The following is a 20,238-nucleotide window of genomic DNA, read 5'->3' on the forward strand; positions in this document are numbered from 1 at the left end:
GAAGCCCCGCCCGCCCCCGCATCGTCCCACCGCCCGGGAGCGCGTATCGATGACGCACGCAAGGGCCGCGCACGGGGACCGGACCGGCGCGCCGACGGCGCCGCAACCTCCTGATCCTGCCGATGCGCTCCCCTGCCGACCCACCGCAAACACCCGCTCCCTCGCCGGTACCCACCGCGCGGTTGTCCAGCTTCTATTTCTTCTATTACGCCGCGCTGGGCGCGTTCACGCCGTACTGGAGCCTGTACCTGCAGTCGCGCGGCATGACCGTCGCCGCCATCAGCGTGATGATGAGCCTGTGGTATGCCACCCGCGTGGTCGCTCCCAGCACCTGGACTTCGCTGGCGGCGATCTCGCCACGGCCGATCTTCTGGTTGCGGCTGGGCTGCGTGCTCACCCTGCTGTCGTTCGCCGGCTTCCTGCTGCCGCAGCCGCAGTGGGTGCTGTACGCGGTGATGGTCGCATTCTGCTTCTTCTACAACGCGGTGATGCCGCAGTTCGAATCGATCACCCTCACCCACCTGGGCAGCGACAGCCATCGCTACGGCATGATCCGGGTGTGGGGATCGCTGGGCTTCATCGCGGTGGTGACGCTGTTCGGCTGGCTGATCGAACACCATGGCGCGCGCAACCTGCCATGGATGATGCTGCCGTTGTTCGCGTTGATGGTCGCCTCGAGTTTCGCCAACCGCTACGCGCGGCATGTCGGCACCCATAGCGCGCACGCCGAAGGCTTCTGGCGGATCGTGCGCAGGCCGCCGGTACTGGCGTTCTTCGTCGCCGCGTTCCTGGAGCAGCTGTCCTTCGGCCCGTACTACACGTTCTTCTCGCTGTACATGGACCAGCACGGCTACGCCACCTCCACGCTGGGCCTGATGTGGACGGTGGGCGTGGTGTTCGAAGTGGCGGTGTTCTTCTTCATCGCGCGCTTCTTCCGGCGCTGGGACGCCAGCTGGCTGCTGATCATCTCGATGGCCAGCGCGGTGCTGCGCTGGTGGGCCACCGCGCTGTGGCCGGACAACCTGCCGGTGATGCTGGTCGCGCAGAGCACCCACTGCCTGGGGTTCGCCGCGTTCTTCGCCTCGGCCATGCAGCTGCTGGCGCGCTACTTCCCCGGCAACCTCAACGGCCATGGACAAGGGCTGTTCTACGGTTTCTCGTCCGGGCTGGGCGGCGTGCTGGGAGCGCTCATCGCCGGCCAGCTGTGGCCGTTCGGCAACGGCCAGGTCGCGTTCCTGGCCGGCGGCGGCTTCGCCCTGGTCGGCACCGTGATCGCCTGGTACTGGCTGCCACCGCGCCCCGCACGGACAGGTTGACCGCTGCCCCAGGCGGAGGCCCGGCGTGGCCGGGCTAGACTGTCGCGGCTGCCATCAGGCCGACAACACGCAACCTTGCCAAGGACGTCGCCCCATGCAAATCCGTTCCCTGCTGCTGTTTTCCCTCGCGTTCGCCGCCGCCGGCCCCGCCCTCGGGCAACCCGGCGGGCAGGATCCGGAACCTGCGATGCGGCTGTTCTCGGCCAGCTGCATGCGCTACTTCCACGATCAGGCCGGGCTGAAGGAAATGCTGGAAAGCGCCGGCGGCCGCCTGGCCGGGGACCAGGCCGCCAGGTTCCTGCCGGCCTCGCAACCCGGCGACGCCTGGGCCATGCCTTACCAGGGCCGCCGGTATGTGGTGTCGCTGACCCACAGCGGCCTGTGTTCGTTCCATGCGCAACAGGCCGATGTCGCACAGCTGCGCGAAGACTTCGATGCCGCTGTCGGCGTCGCTCCTTCCCCTTACCATTCGGTGCCGCGGCAGATGGGCACGGACCGCGGCGAAGTACGGACCCGCGCCTATGGCTGGTCGATGCCCGAGCACGGCGACGAGCTGCTGTTCGTGATGACCACCGACGCCTCGGCCGACGCTCCGCTGCAGGCGCTCATCACCCTGTCGCGCACCGACAAGCCCGAATAGGTGGAGCGGGCGCTGCACGCGCCCGCGGTTACCAGACCAGGTCGTCGGGGACCTGGTACTTGGGATCGGCGTAGGGATCGTCCTCGGCCGGCGCGCCGGGATCGACCTTCAGCGCCACCGACGGGGCGAAGACCGCTTCGGCCTGCGCCAGCACCTCGGCGCTGACCAGCACATAGCGGCCGTTCTGCTGCACCACGCCCAGCTCGCCGGCATTGAGCGCCTTGAGCTGTTCGGCGTTGACGTAGACGCGCTTGATCTTGCCGCCGTAGGGGAAGTGCCGCGCGATCTCGGCATTGGGATCGTTCAACCCCTTGCCCTGCAGCAGTTCGTCCAGCTTCGCGCGCGCCTCGCGGCGCAGCCGCGCTTCCTCCTGCTTCTGCCGCTCGGCCTCGATGCGCTCGTCCTTCTCGCGCTGGGCGCGGATGGCGTAGGCCTTGGCCAGATCGATGTCCTCGCGCGAGCGCGGCTTGCCCTGCCCCTGCGGCCGGCCCTGGCCGCCGCGGTCGTGCGGCTTGCGCGCAGCGCCGTCGCGGCGGCCCTCGCCCGGCTTGCCCTGCGGCTTGCCCTGCGGCTTGTGCGAAGGCTTCTGGTCGCGTCGATGGTCGGGCTTGCGCTCGGGTTTCGGGGCAGGCTTGAAGCCCAGGCCGAGCAGCTGGTCGCGGAGGGTATCGCTCATGTTCTTGGCATGTGATTTGTGATTGGTGGAAGCGGAGGTCGGCTTTTCGTCGAATCACGGATGACGAATCACCAATCACGGCTCCATCAATAATGCGGGGGCGGCGGTTCGTCGGCGGGATCGGAGTACAGCGCGCTGCGCACCTTGCCCAGGTCGTCCAGCAGGTGGCGCAGCAGGTCGGCATTGCGCGATCCCTGCATGCGCGCGTCGGCCAGCGCCTCGCTCAGTTCGGCCAAAGCCTGTTCCTGGAAGGAGACGCGCATCTCCAGTTCGACCAGGCGCTCTTCCAGCGCCTGCTCGCGCGGTGTCGGCGGCAACTCATGCATGCAGAGAACGTCCCCGGCCGATGCCGTAATACGCGAGGCCGGCGGCCTCGATTTCCTGTGGATCGTAGAGGTTGCGGCCGTCGAACACCACGCCGTCGCCCAGCATCTGGCGCATGCGCGCGAAGTCCGGGCTGCGGAACTGTTTCCACTCGGTCACCACCACCAGCGCATCGGCCCCGTGCAGGGCGTCGTAGGCCGAGTCGCAGAACACCAGGTCGTCGCGCTCGCCGAAGATGCGGCGGGCCTCGGCGGCGGCTTCCGGGTCGTACACGCGCACGCTGGCGCCGGCCTCCCACAGCTGCGCCAGCAGGCGGCGGCTGGGAGCCTCGCGCATGTCGTCGGTGTTGGGCTTGAACGCCAGTCCCCACACGGCGAAGGTCTTGCCGTTGACGCCCTCGTCCTCGCCGCGATCGTAATGGCCCTGGACCAGTTCGAACAGGTGGCCCTTCTGCGCCTCGTTGACCGCTTCCACGGCATTGAGCAGCTTCGGCTCCAGGCCGTGCTGCTGGGCGGTACGCGCCAGCGCCTGCACGTCCTTGGGAAAGCACGAGCCGCCGTAGCCGGCGCCGGGATAGATGAAATGCCAGCCGATGCGCGGATCCGAGCCGATGCCCTGGCGGACCTGCTCGACGTCGGCGCCGACGCGCTCGGCGATGTTGGCGATCTCGTTCATGAAACTGATCTTGGTCGCCAGCATGGCGTTGGCCGCGTACTTGGTCAGCTCGGCCGAACGCACGTCCATCTCCACCACGCGGTCGCGGTTGCGGTTGAACGGCGCGTACAGCCGGCGCATCGTCGCCACCGCCGCGGCGTCGCCGGCACCGATGACGATCCGGTCCGGGCGCATGCAATCGGCCACGGCGTCGCCTTCCTTGAGGAACTCGGGGTTGGAGACGACCTGGAAGTCGATCGCCACGCCGCGTGCGTCCAGTTCCTCGGCGATGGCCGCGCGCACCTTGTCGGCGGTGCCCACCGGCACCGTCGACTTGTTGACCACCACCGCCGGCACCTCCAGGTGCCGGCCGATGGTGCGGGCCACGGCCAGCACGTACTGCAGGTCGGCGCTGCCGTCCTCGTCGGGCGGCGTGCCGACCGCGATGAAGATCAGCTGCCCGTGCGCGATGGCGGCGGCGGCGTCGGTGGTGAACGCCAGCCGCGATGCGGCATGGTTGGCCTTGACCATCGGCTCCAGTCCCGGCTCGTAGATCGGGATGACGCCGCGGCTGAGGCCGTCGACCTTGGCCTGGTCGATGTCGACGCAGACCACCTGGTGGCCGACTTCGGCCAGGCAGGTACCGGTGACCAGGCCGACGTAGCCGGTGCCGAATATCGCAACACGCATGGACGCGATGACTCCAAAGGGTGTTACGGCAGGATACCCAGCAGCTCGACGTCGAACGTCAAGGTCGCGTCGGGGCCGATCGGGCCGCCCGGGGTGCCGTTGCTGCCATAGGCCAGGTCGGACGGGATCCAGAAGCGGTACTTCGAGCCCACCGGCATCAGCGCCACGCCCTCGGTCCAGCCCGGGATCACCTGGTTCAGGCCGAACTCGGCCGGCTGGCCGCGCTGGTAGGAGCTGTCGAACACGGTGCCGTCCAGCAGCTTGCCCTCGTAGTTGACGCGCACCTTGCTGCTCGGCAGCGGACGCTCGCCGCTGCCGGCGCGCAGGACCTGGTACTGCAGGCCCGAGGCGGTGGTGACCACGCCGGACTGGCCCTTGTTGCTGGCCAGGAAGTCGTTGCCGGCCTTGCGGTTCTCGGCGCCGGCGGCGGCCTGCTTGGAAGTGCTGAACGCCTGCAGCGTGGCCTGGGCCTGCTGCCGGTCCATCAGCGGCGTGCCCTTGGCGAATACGGTATTGATGGCCTGGAACACGGAATCCAGGTCGATGTCGCCGCTGAGCGGCGCCAGCGACGGACCCACCGCGTAGCTGCCGAGCATCAGCCCGACCTTCTCGCGGTCCACCGCCGGCGGCTGGCTGCCCGGCGCCATGCCCGGCACCTGCTGGCCGCTGCGCACCATCATCACCGTGCGCAATGCCTGGTCGGTCTGCTGCGCCTCTTCCTGCGAGATCAGCGGCTGGCCGCCGGCAAAGGCGTTCTCCACCGCACGGCGCAGGGCCGCCACGTCCACTTCGTCGGCGATCGGCTCGAACGAACTGGCCACATCGATACCGATGGCATAACCGACTTTTTCACGTTCCGAGGTCAAAACAGATTTCTCCTTGGCGGCCGCGGTCGCAGCCGGTTGTTGCGACATCACGACACCCGGTGCCGCCATCGCCAGAATCAGAACCGACGCCGCGGCGCCGCGCATTCCCATCTTCATTCGCTGCTTTCCTGGAAGTGAACAAACGCCGCCGTCGGCGCGAGGGGCGACATTGTCGCATGCATGTCCGGGATGTCGAGGCACTCAGCGCTGCGGCGCCGGCGCCGCCAGTTCGCGCTCGATCGCCTGGCGCAGTTGCGGGTCTTCCGGCGCGACCTTGCTGGGGAACTGCGCCACCACCCGCCCGTCCCGGGAAATCAGGTACTTGTGGAAGTTCCATCCCGGCGCCACCCCGGTCTCGTCGCTCAGCCGCCGGTACAGCGGCGTCGCCTGCGCGCCGGTCACCTGCACCTTCTCGAACATCGGGAACTTCACCCCGTAGGTCAGCGTGCAGAACTCCTGGATCTGTTCCTCGCTGCCCGGCTCCTGGCCCTTGAAGTCGTTGGAGGGGAAACCGAGCACGCTGAATCCGCGCGCGGCGTACTGCCGCTGCAGCGCTTCCAGGCCCTCGTACTGCGGGGTGTAGCCGCACTTGCTGGCGGTATTGACCACCAGCAGCACCTTCCCACCGTACTCGCGGTTCAGGTTCACCTGTTCTTTTCCCGCCAGCTGGCGGTAATCCAGGTCCAGCAGGCTGCCGGCCCAGACGCTGACGGAGACCGCGGAGGCGGCAATAAAAACCAGTGGAATCATTATTTTGCGGAACATCTTCGCCTCGTTTTCGTAAGTCGTGGACCGCCGGACACCGGCCTGGGCCATCAGTTGGGGGCACAGGGTGTTGACCCTCGGCGTGTCGGTGTTATAGTTGCATACAACACCACCCACCCTACACAGGGGAAACGCCATGAGCCGCAAGCTCCGCAGACACTCCCTCCCGGCATTGTTCGCCTTCGGCGCGCTGCTGTTGCTGGGCTGCACCGCTTCGGAACGCAGCGGCATGCCCGATGCCGATTATGGCGCGCTGCAGGCCGGTGGCGAGCCCGATGCCGAAGCCGGCCGCGCGACCCGCGCGCAACCGGCCCGCCGCGTACGCGCCAGCCTGTCCATGCCCTATTTCTCTTTCGCACAGTCGCTGAATCCGCGGAGCTGACCATGAGCGATATCCAGTGGAGCGATGGCGCTCCCATCTACCGTCAGCTGAAGGATCGCGTGATCGCGATGATGCTGGACGGGATCATCAAGCCGGGCGACGCCCTGCCCTCGGTGCGCCAGGTGGCGGCCGAGTACCAGCTCAACCCGATCACCGTCTCGCGCGCCTACCAGGAACTGGCCGACGACGCGCTGGTGGAGAAACGACGGGGCCTGGGCATGTTCATGACCGAGGAAGCGGCCAGGAAACTGCGCGGCAACGAGCGCGAGCGCTTCCTCACGGAAGAGTGGCCGGCCGTCCTGGAGCGCATCCAGCGTCTGGGCCTGACATTGGAAGATTTGCTGCCACCGGGGACAACACCATGAATGCCGCCGCATCCGAACCCGTCGTCGCTGCCCGCGGCCTGCGCAAGGCCTACAAGCAGACCGTCGCGCTGGACAACACCACCTTCACCATCCAGCCCGGCCGCATCGTCGGCCTGATCGGCCCCAACGGTGCCGGCAAGACCACCGCGCTGAAGGCGCTGCTGGGGCTGACCTCGTTCGAAGGCGAGCTGACCGTGCTGGGGCGCGACCCGCGCACCCACCGCAACGAGCTGATGAACGACATCTGCTTCATCGCCGACGTGGCGGTGCTGCCGCGCTGGCTGCGCGTGCGCGAGGCGATCGACTTCGTCGCCGGCGTGCACCCGCGCTTCGACCGTGCCCGCTGCGAGCGTTTCCTGTCCACCACCAAGCTGCAGCCCAGGCAGCGCGTGCGCGAGCTGTCCAAGGGCATGATCGTGCAGCTGCACCTGGCGCTGGTGATGTCCATCGACGCCCGCGTGCTGGTGCTGGACGAACCCACCCTGGGCCTGGACATCCTGTACCGCAAGGAGTTCTACCAGCGCCTGCTGGAGGACTACTTCGACGAGCAGAAGACCATCATCGTCACCACCCACCAGGTCGAGGAGATCGAGCACATCCTCACCGACGTGATGTTCATCCGCGACGGCCGCATCGTGCTGGACGCCGACATGGAAAGCGTCGGCGAGCGCTACACCGAGCTGCTGGCCTCGGCCGCCACCCTGGAACAGGCGCGCGCGCTCAAGCCGATCGACGAGCGCGCACTGCCGTTCGGCAAGACCGTACTGCTGTTCGACGGCGCGCCCCGGGCCCAGCTGGAGGCGCTGGGCGAAACCCGCAACCCCGGCCTTGCCGACCTGTTCGTCGCCATCATGAAGGGAACCTACGCATGAACGCCGTCCACCACCCCATCAGCAAGGCCGCCTCGTTCAAGTGGCTGCTCAAGCGCGAATACTGGGAAAACCGCGGCGGCTTCCTGTGGACCCCGCTGGTCGCCGGCGGCGTGTCGCTGCTGCTGTCCACCATCGCCATCGTTCTTGGCCTGGTGGCCATGCGCAAGGCGGTCGTCGGTGGCGGCATCCATATCAACGGCATCAACGTCAACGGGCTGGACCTGGGCCTGCTGACCAGCGACATGTCGGCGGAAAACGCGGCGCAGCTGGCCGAGGCGATCAACTTCACCACCTTCCTCAGCTCGACCTGGCCGTTCATCGCGCTCGCCTTCGTGGTGTTCTTCTACTGCCTGGGCGCGCTGTACGACGAGCGCCGCGACCGCAGCGTGCTGTTCTGGAAATCGCTGCCGCTGTCCGACACCCAGACCGTGCTGTCCAAGGCGGCCAGCGCCCTGGTCGTCGCACCGCTGCTGGCCGTCATCGCCTCGATCCTGGCGATGTTCGGATTCCTGATCGTGATCAGCCTGGTGGTGCTGTTCCACGGCGGCAACCCGATCACCCTGATCTGGGGCCCGGCCGACCCGCTGGTCATGGCCGCCGGCCACCTGTCGTGGATCCCGGTATACGCGCTGTGGGCGCTGCCGACCGTGGGCTGGCTGCTGTTCTGCTCGGCCTGGGCGCGCGGCAAGCCGTTCCTGTGGGCGGTGATGGTGCCGCTGTTCGCCGGGGTGATCGTGCACTGGTTCAACCTGACCCGCCTGTTCGGCGAGCAGCCGGGCTGGTTCTGGGCGCATGTCGTCGGCCGCCTGCTGCTGGGCACCTTCCCCGGCAGCGACCTGCCCTACCGCTCCGCGGCCGAAGGCGGCCAGTCGCTGCAGGGCATGGTCGGCGACTTCTCGCCGGTGAACCAGCTCGCGGCCTTCAAGCTGCCCGAACTGTGGATCGGCGCGGTCGTCGGCGCGGCGCTGATCGCCGGCGCCATCTACATGCGCCGCCGTCGCGGCGACGCCTGAACCCCGCATTCTCCTTCTCCGAACGAGGAACCGACATGCACCTGAAACTCGCCTGCTGTGCCCTGCTGCTCGCCCCCGTCGCCGCGCTGGCCAGCCCGCAATGCCAACACAGCGAAAGCCGCGAACTGAAGCTGGACCTGGCCGGCGCCAAGGCCGTGGTGTTCGAGGTGAACAGCCACAACCTGCGCCTGCAGGCCTCGCCCGGCGCCGCCCCCGCCCTCAACGGCCGCGCCTGCGCCTCCAGCGCCGACCTGCTCGGGCAACTCCAGCTCACCCAGGAAAAGGTGGGCGACAAGCTGGTGGTCCGGCTCCAGCGCGAGACCAATGCGCTGAACATCGGCAGGGGCAACCGCTACGCCTATCTCGACCTGTCCGGCAGCGTGCCCGACAACATCCTGGTGCAGCTGAAGGTCGGCTCGGGCGATGCCAGCGTGGCCGGCGCGCATTCGCTGAGCGCCGATATCGGCTCGGGCGACGTCGATGCCCGCGGCATCAAGGGCCGGGTCACCGCCGCGGTGGGCTCGGGCGACCTCGCGCTGAGCGACGTCGGCGACCTGCACGTGCTGTCCATCGGCTCGGGCGACGTCAAGGCGCGCGGCATCCGCGGCGATGCCGAGGTCGGCAGCATCGGTTCGGGCGACCTCGAGCTGCAGGGCGTCCGCGGCAACGTGAAGATCGGCAGCATCGGCTCCGGCGATGCCGACCTGGTCGATGTGGGCGGCAACGTCAGCCTGGAATCGATCGGCTCCGGCGATTTCGACGTGCGCAATGTCGGCGGCGACCTGCGGGTCGGGCGCCGCGGCAGCGGCTCGATCGACCACTCCGGCGTGGCCGGCCAGGTCGAACTGCCGCGCCGGCGCTGATCCGCGGTCCTGCTTTCCCTCTCTCTTTCAATGGAAGCCAGCCAGATGAAGATCCCAAGCACGCTCGTCGCCCTGCTGCTGTGCCTGCCGCTCGCCGCCTGCGGCGAGCGTCCCAAGACGACGGACACCGCTGCCGAAACATTGCTCGGGCAGAAGATCCGCGAAGGCACCGACAAGGCCCGCATGGAGCTGGCCAGCAGCAACATCAGCATCTCCGATTCCGGCAGCAGCAAGGCGGAGATCACCCCCGCGGGCGACCTGCTGATCGAGGGCAAGCCGGTCGAGATCGACGCCGCCCAGCGCGAACTGCTGCTCACCTACCGCGGCCAGATCCTCAAGGTGGCCGAAGCCGGCATCGACATCGGCCTCCAGGGCGCCGACCTCGGCGTGAGGGCTGCCAAGGAGGCGGTCAAGGGCATCTTCTCCGGCAAGACCGGCGACATCGAGAAGAACATCGATGCCGACGCGCGCCGGCTCGAGACCGAGGCGAAGAAGATCTGCGACCTGCTGCCGCCGATGCGCGACACCCAGCAGCAGCTCGCGGCCACGCTGCCGGCGTTCGAGCCCTACGCGCGGCTGGAGCAGAGCGACATCGACGATTGCCGCGACAAGGGCAAGTGGTCGAACAAGTAAGCCCGGCCGGCGAGGGGGGACTAGAATGGTCTCCCCTCCCGCCACCCCACCCCCGATGAAAAAGCTGTTGCTCGTCCTCGTCGCGCTGTCGAGCCTGGTGGCCGCCGGCTGCGACCGCGAAAAGTATTCCGCCCACCGCAGCGAACGCAGCAAGCCCAAGGTCGCCGTCGGCGACAACACGCTGATGATCCGGCGCGCGCCCTACCCCAACATCAGCGTGCTGCCCGATGGCCGCATGAAGATCGACGACATCGAGATCCCGCTGCAGGAACACCAGCGCGAGCTGCTGCACGACAGCTTCGTCAAGCTGCAGATCCTGCGCCAGAACACCCTCACCGACGCCGGCCCCGCCACCGATCCGGCGCAGCGCTCGCTGCCGATGACGGTGCCGCCGCAGTTGCAGCCGTTCCCGCCCGAACTGGTCCACGAGATCCCCGAGTTCAAGGACTACACCGAAGCGCTGCAGAACCTGCGCGCCGAGCGCCACTGACACATGCGAAAGCGCCCGGCATGCCGGGCGCTTTCGTTTCCTGCGGGGGCCGCCGCATCAACCGTGGATGCCGCCTTGGGTAAGTCCCTTCGGATCCAGCAGCCGGCGCAGTTCGGCTTCCGGCAAGCCGCTGTCCTCGCGCGCCACCTCCAGCACCGGCCGGTTTTCCTTGTAGGCGCGCTTGGCGATGGCCGCGGCCTTCTCGTAGCCGATGATCGGGTTCAGCGCGGTGACCAGGATCGGGTTGCGGTCCAGCGCTTCCTTGACCTTGTCCTGGCGCACCTTCAGCCCGGCGATGGCCGAATCGGCCAGCAGCCGCGAAATGTTCGCCAGCAGCCCGATCGAGTCGAGCAGGTTGGCCGCGATCAGCGGCAGCGCCACGTTCAACTGGAAGTTGCCGGTCTGCCCGGCCACGGTGATCGCGGCGTGGTGGCCGATGACCTGCGCGGCCACCATCACCGTGGCCTCGGGAATCACCGGGTTGACCTTGCCCGGCATGATCGAACTGCCCGGCTGCAGCGCCGGCAGCTCGATCTCGCCCAGCCCGGCCAGCGGCCCGGCGTTCATCCAGCGCAGGTCGTTGGCGATCTTGATCAGCGCCACCGCCAGCGCATTGAGCTGGCCGGACAGCTCCACCGCGTCGTCCTGCGAAGCCAGCCCCTCGAACTTGTTGTCGGCGCTCTCGAACTTTACCCCGGTGGCGGTGGACAGCGTGCGCGCCACCTTGCCGCCGAAGCGCGGGTCGGCATTGATGCCGGTGCCGATGGCGGTGCCGCCCAGCGGCAGCCGGCGCAGGCGCTTGAGGCTGTCCTCGATGCGCGCCTGGGCCGAGGCCAGCTGCGCCGACCAGGCGCCGAACTCCTGCTCGAAGGTCAGTGGCATCGCATCCATCAGGTGGGTGCGGCCGGTCTTGACCACCTTGCGCAGGGCGCGGCCGCGCTTGTCGATGGTCTTGCGCAGGTGCGCCAGCGCCGGCAGCAGCTGCTCGCGGGTTTCCAGCAGCGCCGAGACGCGGATGGCGGTGGGAATCACGTCGTTGGAGCTCTGCCCCAGGTTGACGTGGTCGTTGGGGTGCACGCGGGTCTTGCCGGCCTTGCCGCTACGCGTGGCCAGGGTGGCGATGACCTCGTTGGCGTTCATGTTCGACGAGGTGCCCGAGCCGGTCTGGTACACGTCGAGCGGGAAATGCGCGTCGTGCGCGCCCCCGGCCACCTCGCGGGCGGCGCCGGCGATGGCGTTGGCCACGCCCTTGGGCAGCAGCCCCAGGCCGGCATTGACCTCGGCCGCGGCGGCCTTGACCAGGCCCAGGGCGCGGATGAACGCCCGCGGCATCCGCTGCCCGGAGACCGGAAAATTCTGCACCGCGCGCTGGGTCTGCGCCCCCCACAGGGCCTCGGCGGGCACTTTCAGTTCGCCCATGCTGTCGTGTTCGACCCGGTATTTCTCGCTCATTCGCAATCTCCGCACTTCTTTAGGTGTGTTGGAAGGAAGTCAGCGGCTGGCAGCGCGAAGGCCCTGGCTGGCGGCTGCGCGCAGCATACGCCGCGGTGCCGCGCGAGGCGATGGCGGCTGGCCTCCCCGTTCCCCGCAGGAGCGGCGTCAGTCGCGATGAGGCTTTGCCGGCAACGCCCGGTCGCGACTGACGTCGCTCCTACACGGGGGCTTCCGGGCCCCGGCGAGCAGCCGCCCGCCCCTGCCCGTAGAATATGCGCCCCCGCCGTTACCGCCTCGTCACCGCCATGTCGGATCCATCCCGTCCAGAAGCCGCCCTGCTCGCCCTTTCCCCGCTCGATGGCCGCTATGCCGGCAAGGTCGACGCGCTGCGCCCGATCTTCTCCGAATACGGCCTGATCAGGGCACGCGTGAAGGTCGAGATCGAATGGCTGCTGGCGCTGGCCGCCGAGCCGGGCATCATCGAGCTGGCCCCGTTCTCCGGCGCCGCGCAGGTACGCCTGCGCGCGCTGGCCGACGGCTTCAGCCCGGCCGACGCCGCCCGGGTCAAGGAGATCGAGCGCACCACCAACCACGACGTCAAGGCGGTGGAGTACTTCATCAAGGAGCGGCTCAAGGACGACGCCGAGCTGGCGCCGGCGCTGGAGTTCGTGCACTTCGCCTGCACCAGCGAGGACATCAACAACCTCAGCTACGGGCTGATGCTGGAACAGGCCCGCCGCGAGGTGCTGCTGCCGTCGCTGGACGCCATCGCCGCCAGCCTGCGCGCCCTGGCCCACGCCCAGGCCGGACAGCCGATGCTGTCGCGCACCCACGGCCAGACCGCCTCGCCGACCACCCTGGGCAAGGAGATCGCCAACGTCGTCGCGCGCCTGGAGCGCCAGTGCCGGCAGATCGCCGCGGTCGAGCTGACCGGCAAGATCAACGGCGCGGTGGGCAACTACAACGCCCACGTCATCGCCTACCCGGACGTGGACTGGCCGGCCTTCGCCCGGCGCTTCGTGGAGAGCCTGGGCCTGGTGTTCAACCCCTACACCACCCAGATCGAGCCGCACGACAACGTCGCCGAGATCGGCGATGCCGCGCGCCGCGCCAACATCATCCTGATCGATCTGGCCCGCGACGTCTGGGGCTACATCTCGCTGGGCTACTTCAAGCAGCGGCTCAAGGAAGGCGAAGTCGGCTCCTCGACCATGCCGCACAAGGTCAACCCGATCGATTTCGAGAACGCGGAAGGCAACTTCGGCATCGCCAACGCGCTGTTCGAGCACTTCAGCGCCAAGCTGCCGATCAGCCGCTGGCAGCGCGACCTCACCGACTCCACCGTGCTGCGCGCGCTGGGCACCGCCTTCGGCCATACCCAGGTGGCGCTGGACTCGCTGGCCAAGGGCCTGGGCAAGCTGGAGGTGAACCCGCAGCGGCTGGATGCCGACCTCGACGCGGCCTGGGAAGTGCTGGCCGAGGCCGTGCAGACGGTGATGCGCCGCCACGGCCTGCCCAACCCCTACGAGCAGCTCAAGGCGCTGACCCGTGGCCAGGGCATCACCGCCGAGTCGATGCAGGCGTTCGTCGAATCGCTGGAGCTGCCGGAGGACGCCAAGCAGCGCCTGCGCGAACTCACCCCGGGCGGCTACGTCGGCCTTGCCGCACCGCTGGCCGGCGCCATCTGAGGCCATATGCCGCTCCCGGGCACCGCCGCAGGTGTCCGGGAATGCCGGTCCCAGCCAGCCATCGCGCATGCCGGGAATATCTCCTTCCGGATCCTCCACGATGAAGACCAGAACCGTGGGAGCCGTCGCCGGCATGGGCCTGATGCTGTCCGCCTGCGCCCAATCGTCGCAGGCAGACGAGGCGTTGCTGATCCGGCTGGCGACCGGCGACGACTGCGCAGTCTGTGCCCGGCATCCATTTGCAGGCGACGCCACTGCGGTACTGGCCGACCCGGCGACCGGTAGCGACTGCACCGGGAAGAACCTGCGCATCACCCGCGACCATGTCCAGCTGGCCCTCCATGGCCAGTGCCGCGACATCGTCATCACCGCCTCGCACGGTTCGCTCCAGTTCGACGAGGCACGCGACCTGATGCTCGAGGGCAGCCACTTCACCGTGACCGGCCCAAAGGCACGCAAGGTCATCGTCAGGGGCCACCGCAATACCCTCGACCTGACCGACACCGCCACGCTTCTGGTCGAAGGCAACGGCAACACGGCGAGAGCGGTAAATTTCGGCGTCGTGGCAGCCCCCGGGCGGGACAACCTCATCGAGAACATTTTCGTCGGGGACCCCGCCGGTGCCGGCGACGGCGCCCTCGTGGAGGACACCGGGAGCGGCGGCCCGGAAACCTGAACCACACCGCCCCCTCCCGCCCATCGGGCCGCACGCCACCGCCACCTCCTGGACATGCCCATGGAAATCCTCGTCAACCTCGACGTCCCCGACCTTGCCGCCGCCGAGCGCTGCTACGCCGCGGCCTTCGGCCTGCGTCCCGGCCGCCGCATCGGCCAGGCCGGCGTGGAGATGCTCGGCGCCGCCGTTCCGCTGTGGCTGCTGGAAAAGGCCGAGGCCAGCCGCGCCGCCGGCGACGATGTCCGCCGCTATCGCCGCCACTGGACGCCCGTGCACATCGATGTCGTCGTCGAGCGGCTGGAACCGGCGCTGGCGCGCGCCGAGGCGGCCGGCCTGGTCCGTGAAGGCACGATCCGCGAAGGCGACTGGGGCCGGATCGTCGGCCTGGCCGATCCGTTCGGCCATGGCTGGTGCCTGATCCAGTTCCTCGGACGCGGCTACGACGAGATCGCCGACGCCGCCGGCTGACGCGCCGACGGTGCGGATTCGCCCCGACAGGCGGACAATGGGCGTCTTCGCGCACCGCGCACCCCGTTTCCAGGCTCCAAGGATTCCCCCATGGCTTCCCGCAAGAACAAGACCCCCGTCATCGAAGTCCAGGCCAGGCCCGGCCAACCGCTGGGCATGCCCGCGGCCACCTTCCTGCGCGATTACTGGCAGAAGCGGCCGCTGCTGATCCGCGGCGCCTTCCCCGACTTCCAGACCCCGGTGATGCCGGACGACCTGGCCGGCCTGGCCTGCGAGGAAGGCGCGCTGTCGCGGCTGATCGTCCACGACCGCGCCAGCGACGGCTGGAGCGTGCGCACCGGCCCGTTCCAGGAAGAGGAATTCCCCGGGATGCCCGACCACGACTGGACCCTGCTGGTGCAGGACGTGGACAAATGGGACCCGGACGTGCGCGCGCTGCTGCCCGCCTTCGACTTCCTGCCGCGCTGGCGCATGGACGACGTGATGATCAGCTTCGCCGCCACCGGCGGCTCGGTCGGCGCCCATGTCGACCAGTACGACGTGTTCCTGCTGCAGGCCTACGGCCACCGCCGCTGGCAGATCGACGCCAGCGAATCGATCAGCGGCAAGCGCCCGCCGCTGGGCTTCCGCGACGACGTCGAGCTGAAGCTGCTCAAGCGCTTCAAGCCCACCCACGACTGGGTGCTGGCGCCGGGCGACATGCTCTACCTGCCGCCGAACGTGCCGCACAACGGCGTGGCCGAGGATCCGTGCCTGACCTTCTCCTTCGGCATGCGCGCGCCGTCCTCGGCCGAGCTGATCGGCGACTGGCTGGACAACCTGGTGGCCGATGCCGACGAGTCGATCCGCTACCAGGACCCGGACCTGAAGGTGCCCGGCGACCCCAACGAGATCGACGTCGCCGCGATGAACCGCGTGGTCGCCGCGCTCAACGCCATCCGCATGAACGACCCGGACCGGCTGGGCGACTGGTTCGGCCGCTTCATCACCACCTACCGCGCCGCCGGCGACATCATCGCCCATGGCGAGCCGCTGCCGCGCGAGGAGATCGAAGCGGCGCTGGCCGCCGGCATCGAGCTGGAGCGCCATCCCTGGGCGCGGCTGGCCTGGCGCCGGGCCAGCCGTGGCGCCACCCTGTTCTGCAGCGGGCTGGAGTTCGCGCTGCCGGTCAAGGACGCGCAGGCGCTGGCCGCGGCCGAGTACATCGACGGCGGCTTCTATGCCCGGCTCTCGGCCAGGGGCCGCGACGCGCTGCAGGCGCTGGTCGCCGGCGGCTACTACCAGCTGCTGGACGGCGAGGCCCTTGATGACGACGCCGATGGTGAAGTGATCGAGGCGGTGGACACCGTCGAGGTGCCCGACGAGCAGGACATGGCGCCGGACGTGCGCGAGGTGACCGTGCACGAGGACGGGGTCGAGGTGATCGTCGGCTTCGACGACCACGACGACACCCGCGGCAACGACCCGGACCGCGGCTGAGCATGGAACCCGGTTTCCGGCTCGCCCTGGCCGACTACCCGACCCGGCGCGCGCTGCTGCACCAGGTCCGGCATGCGGTGTTCGTCGACGAACAGCAGGTGCCGGCCGAACTGGAAACCGACGCGCTGGACCCGCTCAGCCTGCACGTGCTGGCCTGCGACGACGCCGGCCGGCCGATCGGCACCGGCCGCCTCACGCCCGATGGCCGCATCGGCCGCATGGCGGTGGCGCGCGACTGGCGCGGCCGCGGCGTGGGCGACGCGCTGCTGCTGGCGCTGGTCGAGCAGGCCCGGGCACGCGGCCTGCGCGAGGTCCGCCTGCATGCGCAGCTGCCGGCCCGGGTGTTCTATACCCGGCAGGGCTTCCTGCCCGAGGGCGAGGAGTTCGAGGAAGCCGGCATCGCCCACCAGGGCATGCGCCGGGTGCTGGTCGGCGCCGCCAACATCGACCGCATCGACGAAGCGGTGGCCATCGCCACCGCGCTGGTCCATCGCGCCCGCCGGCGGCTGTGGATCCACAGCCGCCAGTTCGATCCGGGCCTGCTGGACGCAGCGCCGGTGATGGACGCGCTGCGCCGCTTCGCCACCGCCCGCCACGACAAGCAGGCCTGGCTGATCGTGCACGACGCCCAGGCGATCCGGCAGGCCGGATCGCCGCTGCTGTCGTTGCTGCAACGCCTGCCGACCGTGTTCCGGACGCGCGAGGTCAGCGACCCGGTGGACCGTGCACTGGCCTCGGCCTGCATGCTCAACGATGCCGGCGACTACTACTTTCGTCTGAGCGGACACCGCTTCGACGGCGAGGCCGGACTGGCGCAGCCGGCACGTTCGCGGCCGTTGGAGGACGGTTTGCAGCGCATATGGGAGCGTTCGCGCGAATGCAGCGAATTGCGGGCGCTCGGCCTGTAACCGGCGACGGCGGCGCGAACCTGTCTGGCAGCGGCACCGCAGAACCTGGCCGGGTCCCGTCAATGCCCCTTCCTGTCCGGTTGGGGGTACAATTTGGCCTGTTAGTCACCGCCCGCGCAGGGCCATTCACCTTTCCCTGCCGGTTCTCACCGAAGCCATACCCCACAAGCGAATCCGACCCTCCATCGTGGACAATCTCCTGAAGCAGTTTGCGCAGTCTTCGCAACTCGCCGGCGGCAACGCCTCCTATATCGAGGACCTGTACGAGCAGTACCTCGTTTCTCCGGACAGTGTGGATCCCAAGTGGAAATCCTACTTCGATGGCTTCAAGGGCCGCGAAGCCGGTGACATCCCGCACTCCGCCGTCATTGCCCACATCGCCGACGCGGCGAAGAACGCCATCAACAGCGGGACCGGCGGCAGCGGGGGCGACGAACGCGAGCGCAATGTCGGACGCCTGATCACCGCCTACCGTTCCCGCGGCCACCTCGGCGCCCGCCTCGACCCGCTGGGCCTGACCCCGCCGGTCAACCCGCCGGACCTGGGCCTGCCGTTCCACCACCTGTCCGAAAGCGACCTGGGCGACGAGTTCAGCACCGGCGGCATCGCCGGCCAGCCGCGGATGAAGCTGCGCGATCTGCTGGCGCGCCTGAAGGCGACCTACACCGGCTCGATCGGCGCCGAGTTCATGCACATCGCCGAAGTCGAACAGCGCCAGTGGATCTACCAGCGCCTGGAGAACGCCGGCGGCAACTACAGCCTCGATACCGACACCAAGCGCCGCACCCTGGAACGGCTGACCGCCGCCGAGGGCCTGGAACGCTACCTGCACACTAAGTACGTCGGCCAGAAGCGCTTCTCGCTGGAAGGCGGCGACGCGCTGATCCCGATGATGGACACTGTGATCCGCGATGCCGGCAAGGACGGCGTCAAGGACGTGATCATCGGCATGGCCCACCGCGGCCGCCTCAACGTGCTGGTCAACACCCTCGGCAAGAACCCGCGCAAGCTGTTCGACGAGTTCGAAGGCAAGTTCGAGCACGACGACCGCGCCGTGGCCGGCGACGTGAAATACCACATGGGCTTCTCGGCCGACGTCGCCACCGACGGCGGCCCGGTGCACCTGGCGCTGGCCTTCAACCCCTCGCACCTGGAGATCGTCGACCCGGTGGTCGCCGGCTCGGTGCGCTCGCGCCAGGAACGCCGCGACGACACCGCGCGCAGGCAGGTGATGCCGATCCTGATCCACGGCGACGCCGCGTTCGCCGGCCAGGGCGTGGTGATGGAACTGTTCCAGATGTCGCAGGCGCGCGGTTTCGCCGTCGGCGGCACCGTGCACATCGTCATCAACAACCAGGTCGGTTTCACCACCTCCAACCGCGACGACGCCCGTTCCACCCTGTACTGCACCGACATCGCCAAGATGGTCGGCGCGCCGGTGCTGCACGTGAACGGCGACGACCCGGAAGCGGTGGTGTTCGCCGCCAAGCTGGCCTACGACTTCCGCCAGAAGTTCAGCAAGGACGTGGTGATCGACCTGATCTGCTACCGCCGCTGGGGCCACAACGAAGCCGACGAGCCGGCGATCACCCAGCCGCTGATGTACCAGGTGATCCGCAAGCACAAGACCACCCGCGAGCTGTACGCCGAGAAGCTGGAAACCGAAGGCGTGATCCCGGCCGGTGCCGGCAAGGAACTGGTCGACGCCTACCGCAACAAGCTGGATTCGGGCGAAGTGACCACCGAGCTGGCCGACGTCGGCAAGACCCCGACCACCAGCAAGCTGTACGTGGACTGGCCCAAGTACCTGTCCGGCAAGCTGTCCGACCCGGTCTCCACCGCGGTCGGCATGGACCGGCTCAAGCAGCTGGCGACCCTGATCAACACCATTCCCGAGGGCGTGGAGCTGCACTCGCGCGTGGCCAAGGTCTACGAGGACCGCCGCAAGATGGCCGCCGGCGAACTGGCCGGCGACTGGGGCTTCGCCGAGAACCTGGCCTACGCCACCCTGCTGGACGAGGGCTACGGCCTGCGCCTGGTCGGCCAGGACGTGGGCCGCGGCACCTTCACCCACCGCCACGCGATCCTGCACGACCAGAAGACCGACAACTACTACCTGCCGCTGCGCCAGCTGGTGCAGTCGCCGGAACAGGCCACCATCATCGACTCGCTGCTCAGCGAGGAAGCGGTGATGGCCTACGAGTACGGCTTCTCCACCACCGATCCCAACACCCTGTGCATCTGGGAAGGCCAGTTCGGCGACTTCGCCAACGGCGCGCAGGTGGTGATCGACCAGTTCATCGCCTCCGGCGAGGCCAAGTGGGGCCGCCTCTCCGGCCTGACCCTGCTGCTGCCGCACGGCTACGAAGGGCAAGGCCCGGAACACAGCTCGGCGCGCCTGGAGCGCTTCCTGCAGCTGTGCGCGCTGGAGAACATGCTGGTGTGCGTGCCGTCGACCCCGGCGCAGGCATTCCACATGCTGCGCCGCCAGCTGTGCATGACCACCCGCAAGCCGCTGGTGGTGATGTCGCCCAAGTCGCTGCTGCGCCACAAGCTGGCCGTGTCGACCCTGGACGAGCTGGCCAACGGCGAGTTCCAGCACCTGATCCCCGACGCCAAGGCCGACCCCAAGAAGGTCAAGCGCGTGGTGCTGTGCTCGGGCAAGGTCTACTACGACCTGCTGGAAGACCAGACCAAGCGCGGCCAGGACGACGTGGCCATCATCCGCGTCGAGCAGCTGTACCCGTTCCCGCGCGAGGCGCTGGTGGCCGAACTCAAGCGCTTCCCGAAGGCGGCCGACGTGGTCTGGTGCCAGGAAGAACCGCAGAACCAGGGCGCCTGGTACCAGATCCGCCACCACCTGCAGTTCTGCACCGGCGCCAACCAGAGCCTGCACTACGCCGGCCGTGCCCGTTCGCCGTCGCCGGCGGTCGGCCACATGGCCGACCACGTCGCCGAGCAGCAGAAGCTGGTGGCCGATGCGCTGGTCAATCCCTTCAACGACCAAGTCGCTGAATAACCTTCTCACCATCAAGA

General features: G+C 68.7%; 21 protein-coding genes. 15 read left to right on the plus strand and 6 right to left on the minus strand.

Annotated elements, in window-relative coordinates:
* The first annotated feature begins 122 nt into the window (after window positions 1–122).
* Both OK345_RS13310 and OK345_RS13315 read left to right on the plus strand, forming a co-directional pair.
* Window positions 123–1,316, plus strand: a complete 1,194-nt coding sequence (locus tag OK345_RS13310; protein ID WP_265128466.1) for an MFS transporter — start codon at window positions 123–125, stop codon at window positions 1,314–1,316.
* A gap of 94 nt (window positions 1,317–1,410) precedes the next feature.
* Window positions 1,411–1,956, plus strand: coding sequence for an NMCC_0638 family (lipo)protein (locus OK345_RS13315; RefSeq protein ID WP_265128467.1), 546 nt, complete (start codon window positions 1,411–1,413; stop codon window positions 1,954–1,956).
* 28 nt (window positions 1,957–1,984) lie between these two features.
* Here OK345_RS13315 and OK345_RS13320 read toward each other — a convergent pair whose 3' ends face one another.
* The 5 genes from OK345_RS13320 to OK345_RS13340 form a co-directional block, all read right to left on the minus strand.
* Window positions 1,985–2,632 carry a DUF2058 domain-containing protein gene (locus tag OK345_RS13320; protein ID WP_265128468.1) on the minus strand — a complete coding sequence of 216 codons (648 nt, stop codon included), beginning with the start codon at window positions 2,630–2,632 and terminating at the stop codon, window positions 1,985–1,987.
* Between the two features lie 86 nt (window positions 2,633–2,718).
* Window positions 2,719–2,958: a SlyX family protein gene (locus tag OK345_RS13325; RefSeq protein WP_265128469.1), complete on the minus strand. Its 240-nt coding sequence runs from the start codon at window positions 2,956–2,958 to the stop codon at window positions 2,719–2,721.
* Window positions 2,951–4,300, minus strand: a complete 1,350-nt coding sequence (locus tag OK345_RS13330; protein ID WP_265128470.1) for a UDP-glucose dehydrogenase family protein — start codon at window positions 4,298–4,300, stop codon at window positions 2,951–2,953. Before OK345_RS13330 ends, OK345_RS13325 begins: the two co-directional genes overlap by 8 nt.
* 23 nt (window positions 4,301–4,323) lie before the next feature.
* The gene (locus OK345_RS13335) at window positions 4,324–5,283 is read right to left on the minus strand and encodes an FKBP-type peptidyl-prolyl cis-trans isomerase (RefSeq protein ID WP_265128471.1); all 960 of its coding nucleotides are present in this window, start codon (window positions 5,281–5,283) and stop codon (window positions 4,324–4,326) included.
* A gap of 84 nt (window positions 5,284–5,367) precedes the next feature.
* Window positions 5,368–5,916: a glutathione peroxidase gene (locus tag OK345_RS13340; protein ID WP_265128527.1), complete on the minus strand. Its 549-nt coding sequence runs from the start codon at window positions 5,914–5,916 to the stop codon at window positions 5,368–5,370.
* Window positions 5,917–6,067: 151 nt separating this feature from the next.
* On the opposite strand from OK345_RS13340, the gene OK345_RS13345 reads away from it, so the two are divergent.
* The 7 genes from OK345_RS13345 to OK345_RS13375 all read left to right on the plus strand — a co-directional run bounded on the left by OK345_RS13345 (window position 6,068) and on the right by OK345_RS13375 (window position 10,549).
* Window positions 6,068–6,313, plus strand: coding sequence for a hypothetical protein (locus OK345_RS13345; RefSeq protein WP_265128472.1), 246 nt, complete (start codon window positions 6,068–6,070; stop codon window positions 6,311–6,313).
* 2 nt (window positions 6,314–6,315) lie between these two features.
* Window positions 6,316–6,678: a GntR family transcriptional regulator gene (locus tag OK345_RS13350; protein WP_265128473.1), complete on the plus strand. Its 363-nt coding sequence runs from the start codon at window positions 6,316–6,318 to the stop codon at window positions 6,676–6,678.
* The gene (locus tag OK345_RS13355) at window positions 6,675–7,550 is read left to right on the plus strand and encodes an ABC transporter ATP-binding protein (protein WP_265128474.1); all 876 of its coding nucleotides are present in this window, start codon (window positions 6,675–6,677) and stop codon (window positions 7,548–7,550) included. The genes OK345_RS13350 and OK345_RS13355 overlap by 4 nt, the downstream gene beginning before the upstream one ends.
* Complete coding sequence (locus OK345_RS13360; RefSeq protein ID WP_265128475.1) at window positions 7,547–8,563, plus strand: hypothetical protein; 1,017 nt, start codon at window positions 7,547–7,549, stop codon at window positions 8,561–8,563. The genes OK345_RS13355 and OK345_RS13360 overlap by 4 nt, the downstream gene beginning before the upstream one ends.
* Before the next feature lie 35 nt (window positions 8,564–8,598).
* A complete protein-coding gene (locus tag OK345_RS13365; protein WP_265128476.1) occupies window positions 8,599–9,426 on the plus strand; it encodes a DUF4097 family beta strand repeat-containing protein in 828 nt (275 codons plus the stop codon).
* Window positions 9,427–9,471: 45 nt separating this feature from the next.
* On the plus strand, window positions 9,472–10,059 hold the full coding sequence (locus OK345_RS13370) for a DUF2884 family protein (protein WP_265128477.1): 588 nt from the start codon (window positions 9,472–9,474) through the stop codon (window positions 10,057–10,059).
* Window positions 10,060–10,126: 67 nt separating this feature from the next.
* A complete protein-coding gene (locus OK345_RS13375; protein ID WP_265128478.1) occupies window positions 10,127–10,549 on the plus strand; it encodes a hypothetical protein in 423 nt (140 codons plus the stop codon).
* 57 nt (window positions 10,550–10,606) lie between these two features.
* Here the strand turns inward: OK345_RS13375 and OK345_RS13380 are convergent, their stop codons facing one another.
* On the minus strand, window positions 10,607–12,001 hold the full coding sequence (locus OK345_RS13380) for a class II fumarate hydratase (RefSeq protein ID WP_265128479.1): 1,395 nt from the start codon (window positions 11,999–12,001) through the stop codon (window positions 10,607–10,609).
* A 287-nt stretch (window positions 12,002–12,288) separates the two neighbouring features.
* Between OK345_RS13380 and purB the strand changes: the two genes are divergently transcribed.
* The 6 genes from purB (at window position 12,289) to OK345_RS13410 (ending at window position 20,221) form a co-directional block, all read left to right on the plus strand.
* Complete coding sequence (gene purB / locus OK345_RS13385) at window positions 12,289–13,671, plus strand: adenylosuccinate lyase (protein ID WP_265128480.1); 1,383 nt, start codon at window positions 12,289–12,291, stop codon at window positions 13,669–13,671.
* 100 nt (window positions 13,672–13,771) lie between these two features.
* Window positions 13,772–14,347: a hypothetical protein gene (locus OK345_RS13390; RefSeq protein WP_265128481.1), complete on the plus strand. Its 576-nt coding sequence runs from the start codon at window positions 13,772–13,774 to the stop codon at window positions 14,345–14,347.
* A gap of 60 nt (window positions 14,348–14,407) precedes the next feature.
* The gene (locus OK345_RS13395) at window positions 14,408–14,815 is read left to right on the plus strand and encodes a VOC family protein (RefSeq protein ID WP_265128482.1); all 408 of its coding nucleotides are present in this window, start codon (window positions 14,408–14,410) and stop codon (window positions 14,813–14,815) included.
* Window positions 14,816–14,905: 90 nt separating this feature from the next.
* Window positions 14,906–16,294 carry a ribosomal protein uL16 3-hydroxylase gene (locus tag OK345_RS13400; RefSeq protein ID WP_265128483.1) on the plus strand — a complete coding sequence of 463 codons (1,389 nt, stop codon included), beginning with the start codon at window positions 14,906–14,908 and terminating at the stop codon, window positions 16,292–16,294.
* A 2-nt stretch (window positions 16,295–16,296) separates the two neighbouring features.
* Window positions 16,297–17,202, plus strand: coding sequence for a GNAT family N-acetyltransferase (locus tag OK345_RS13405; protein ID WP_265128484.1), 906 nt, complete (start codon window positions 16,297–16,299; stop codon window positions 17,200–17,202).
* A gap of 187 nt (window positions 17,203–17,389) precedes the next feature.
* Window positions 17,390–20,221 (plus strand): 2-oxoglutarate dehydrogenase E1 component, encoded by a 2,832-nt coding sequence (locus tag OK345_RS13410; RefSeq protein ID WP_265128485.1) that lies wholly within the window; start codon window positions 17,390–17,392, stop codon window positions 20,219–20,221.
* Window positions 20,222–20,238 lie beyond the last annotated feature (17 nt).

Source organism: Xanthomonas chitinilytica, assembly GCF_026107455.2.
GTDB lineage: Bacteria > Pseudomonadota > Gammaproteobacteria > Xanthomonadales > Xanthomonadaceae > Stenotrophomonas > Stenotrophomonas chitinilytica.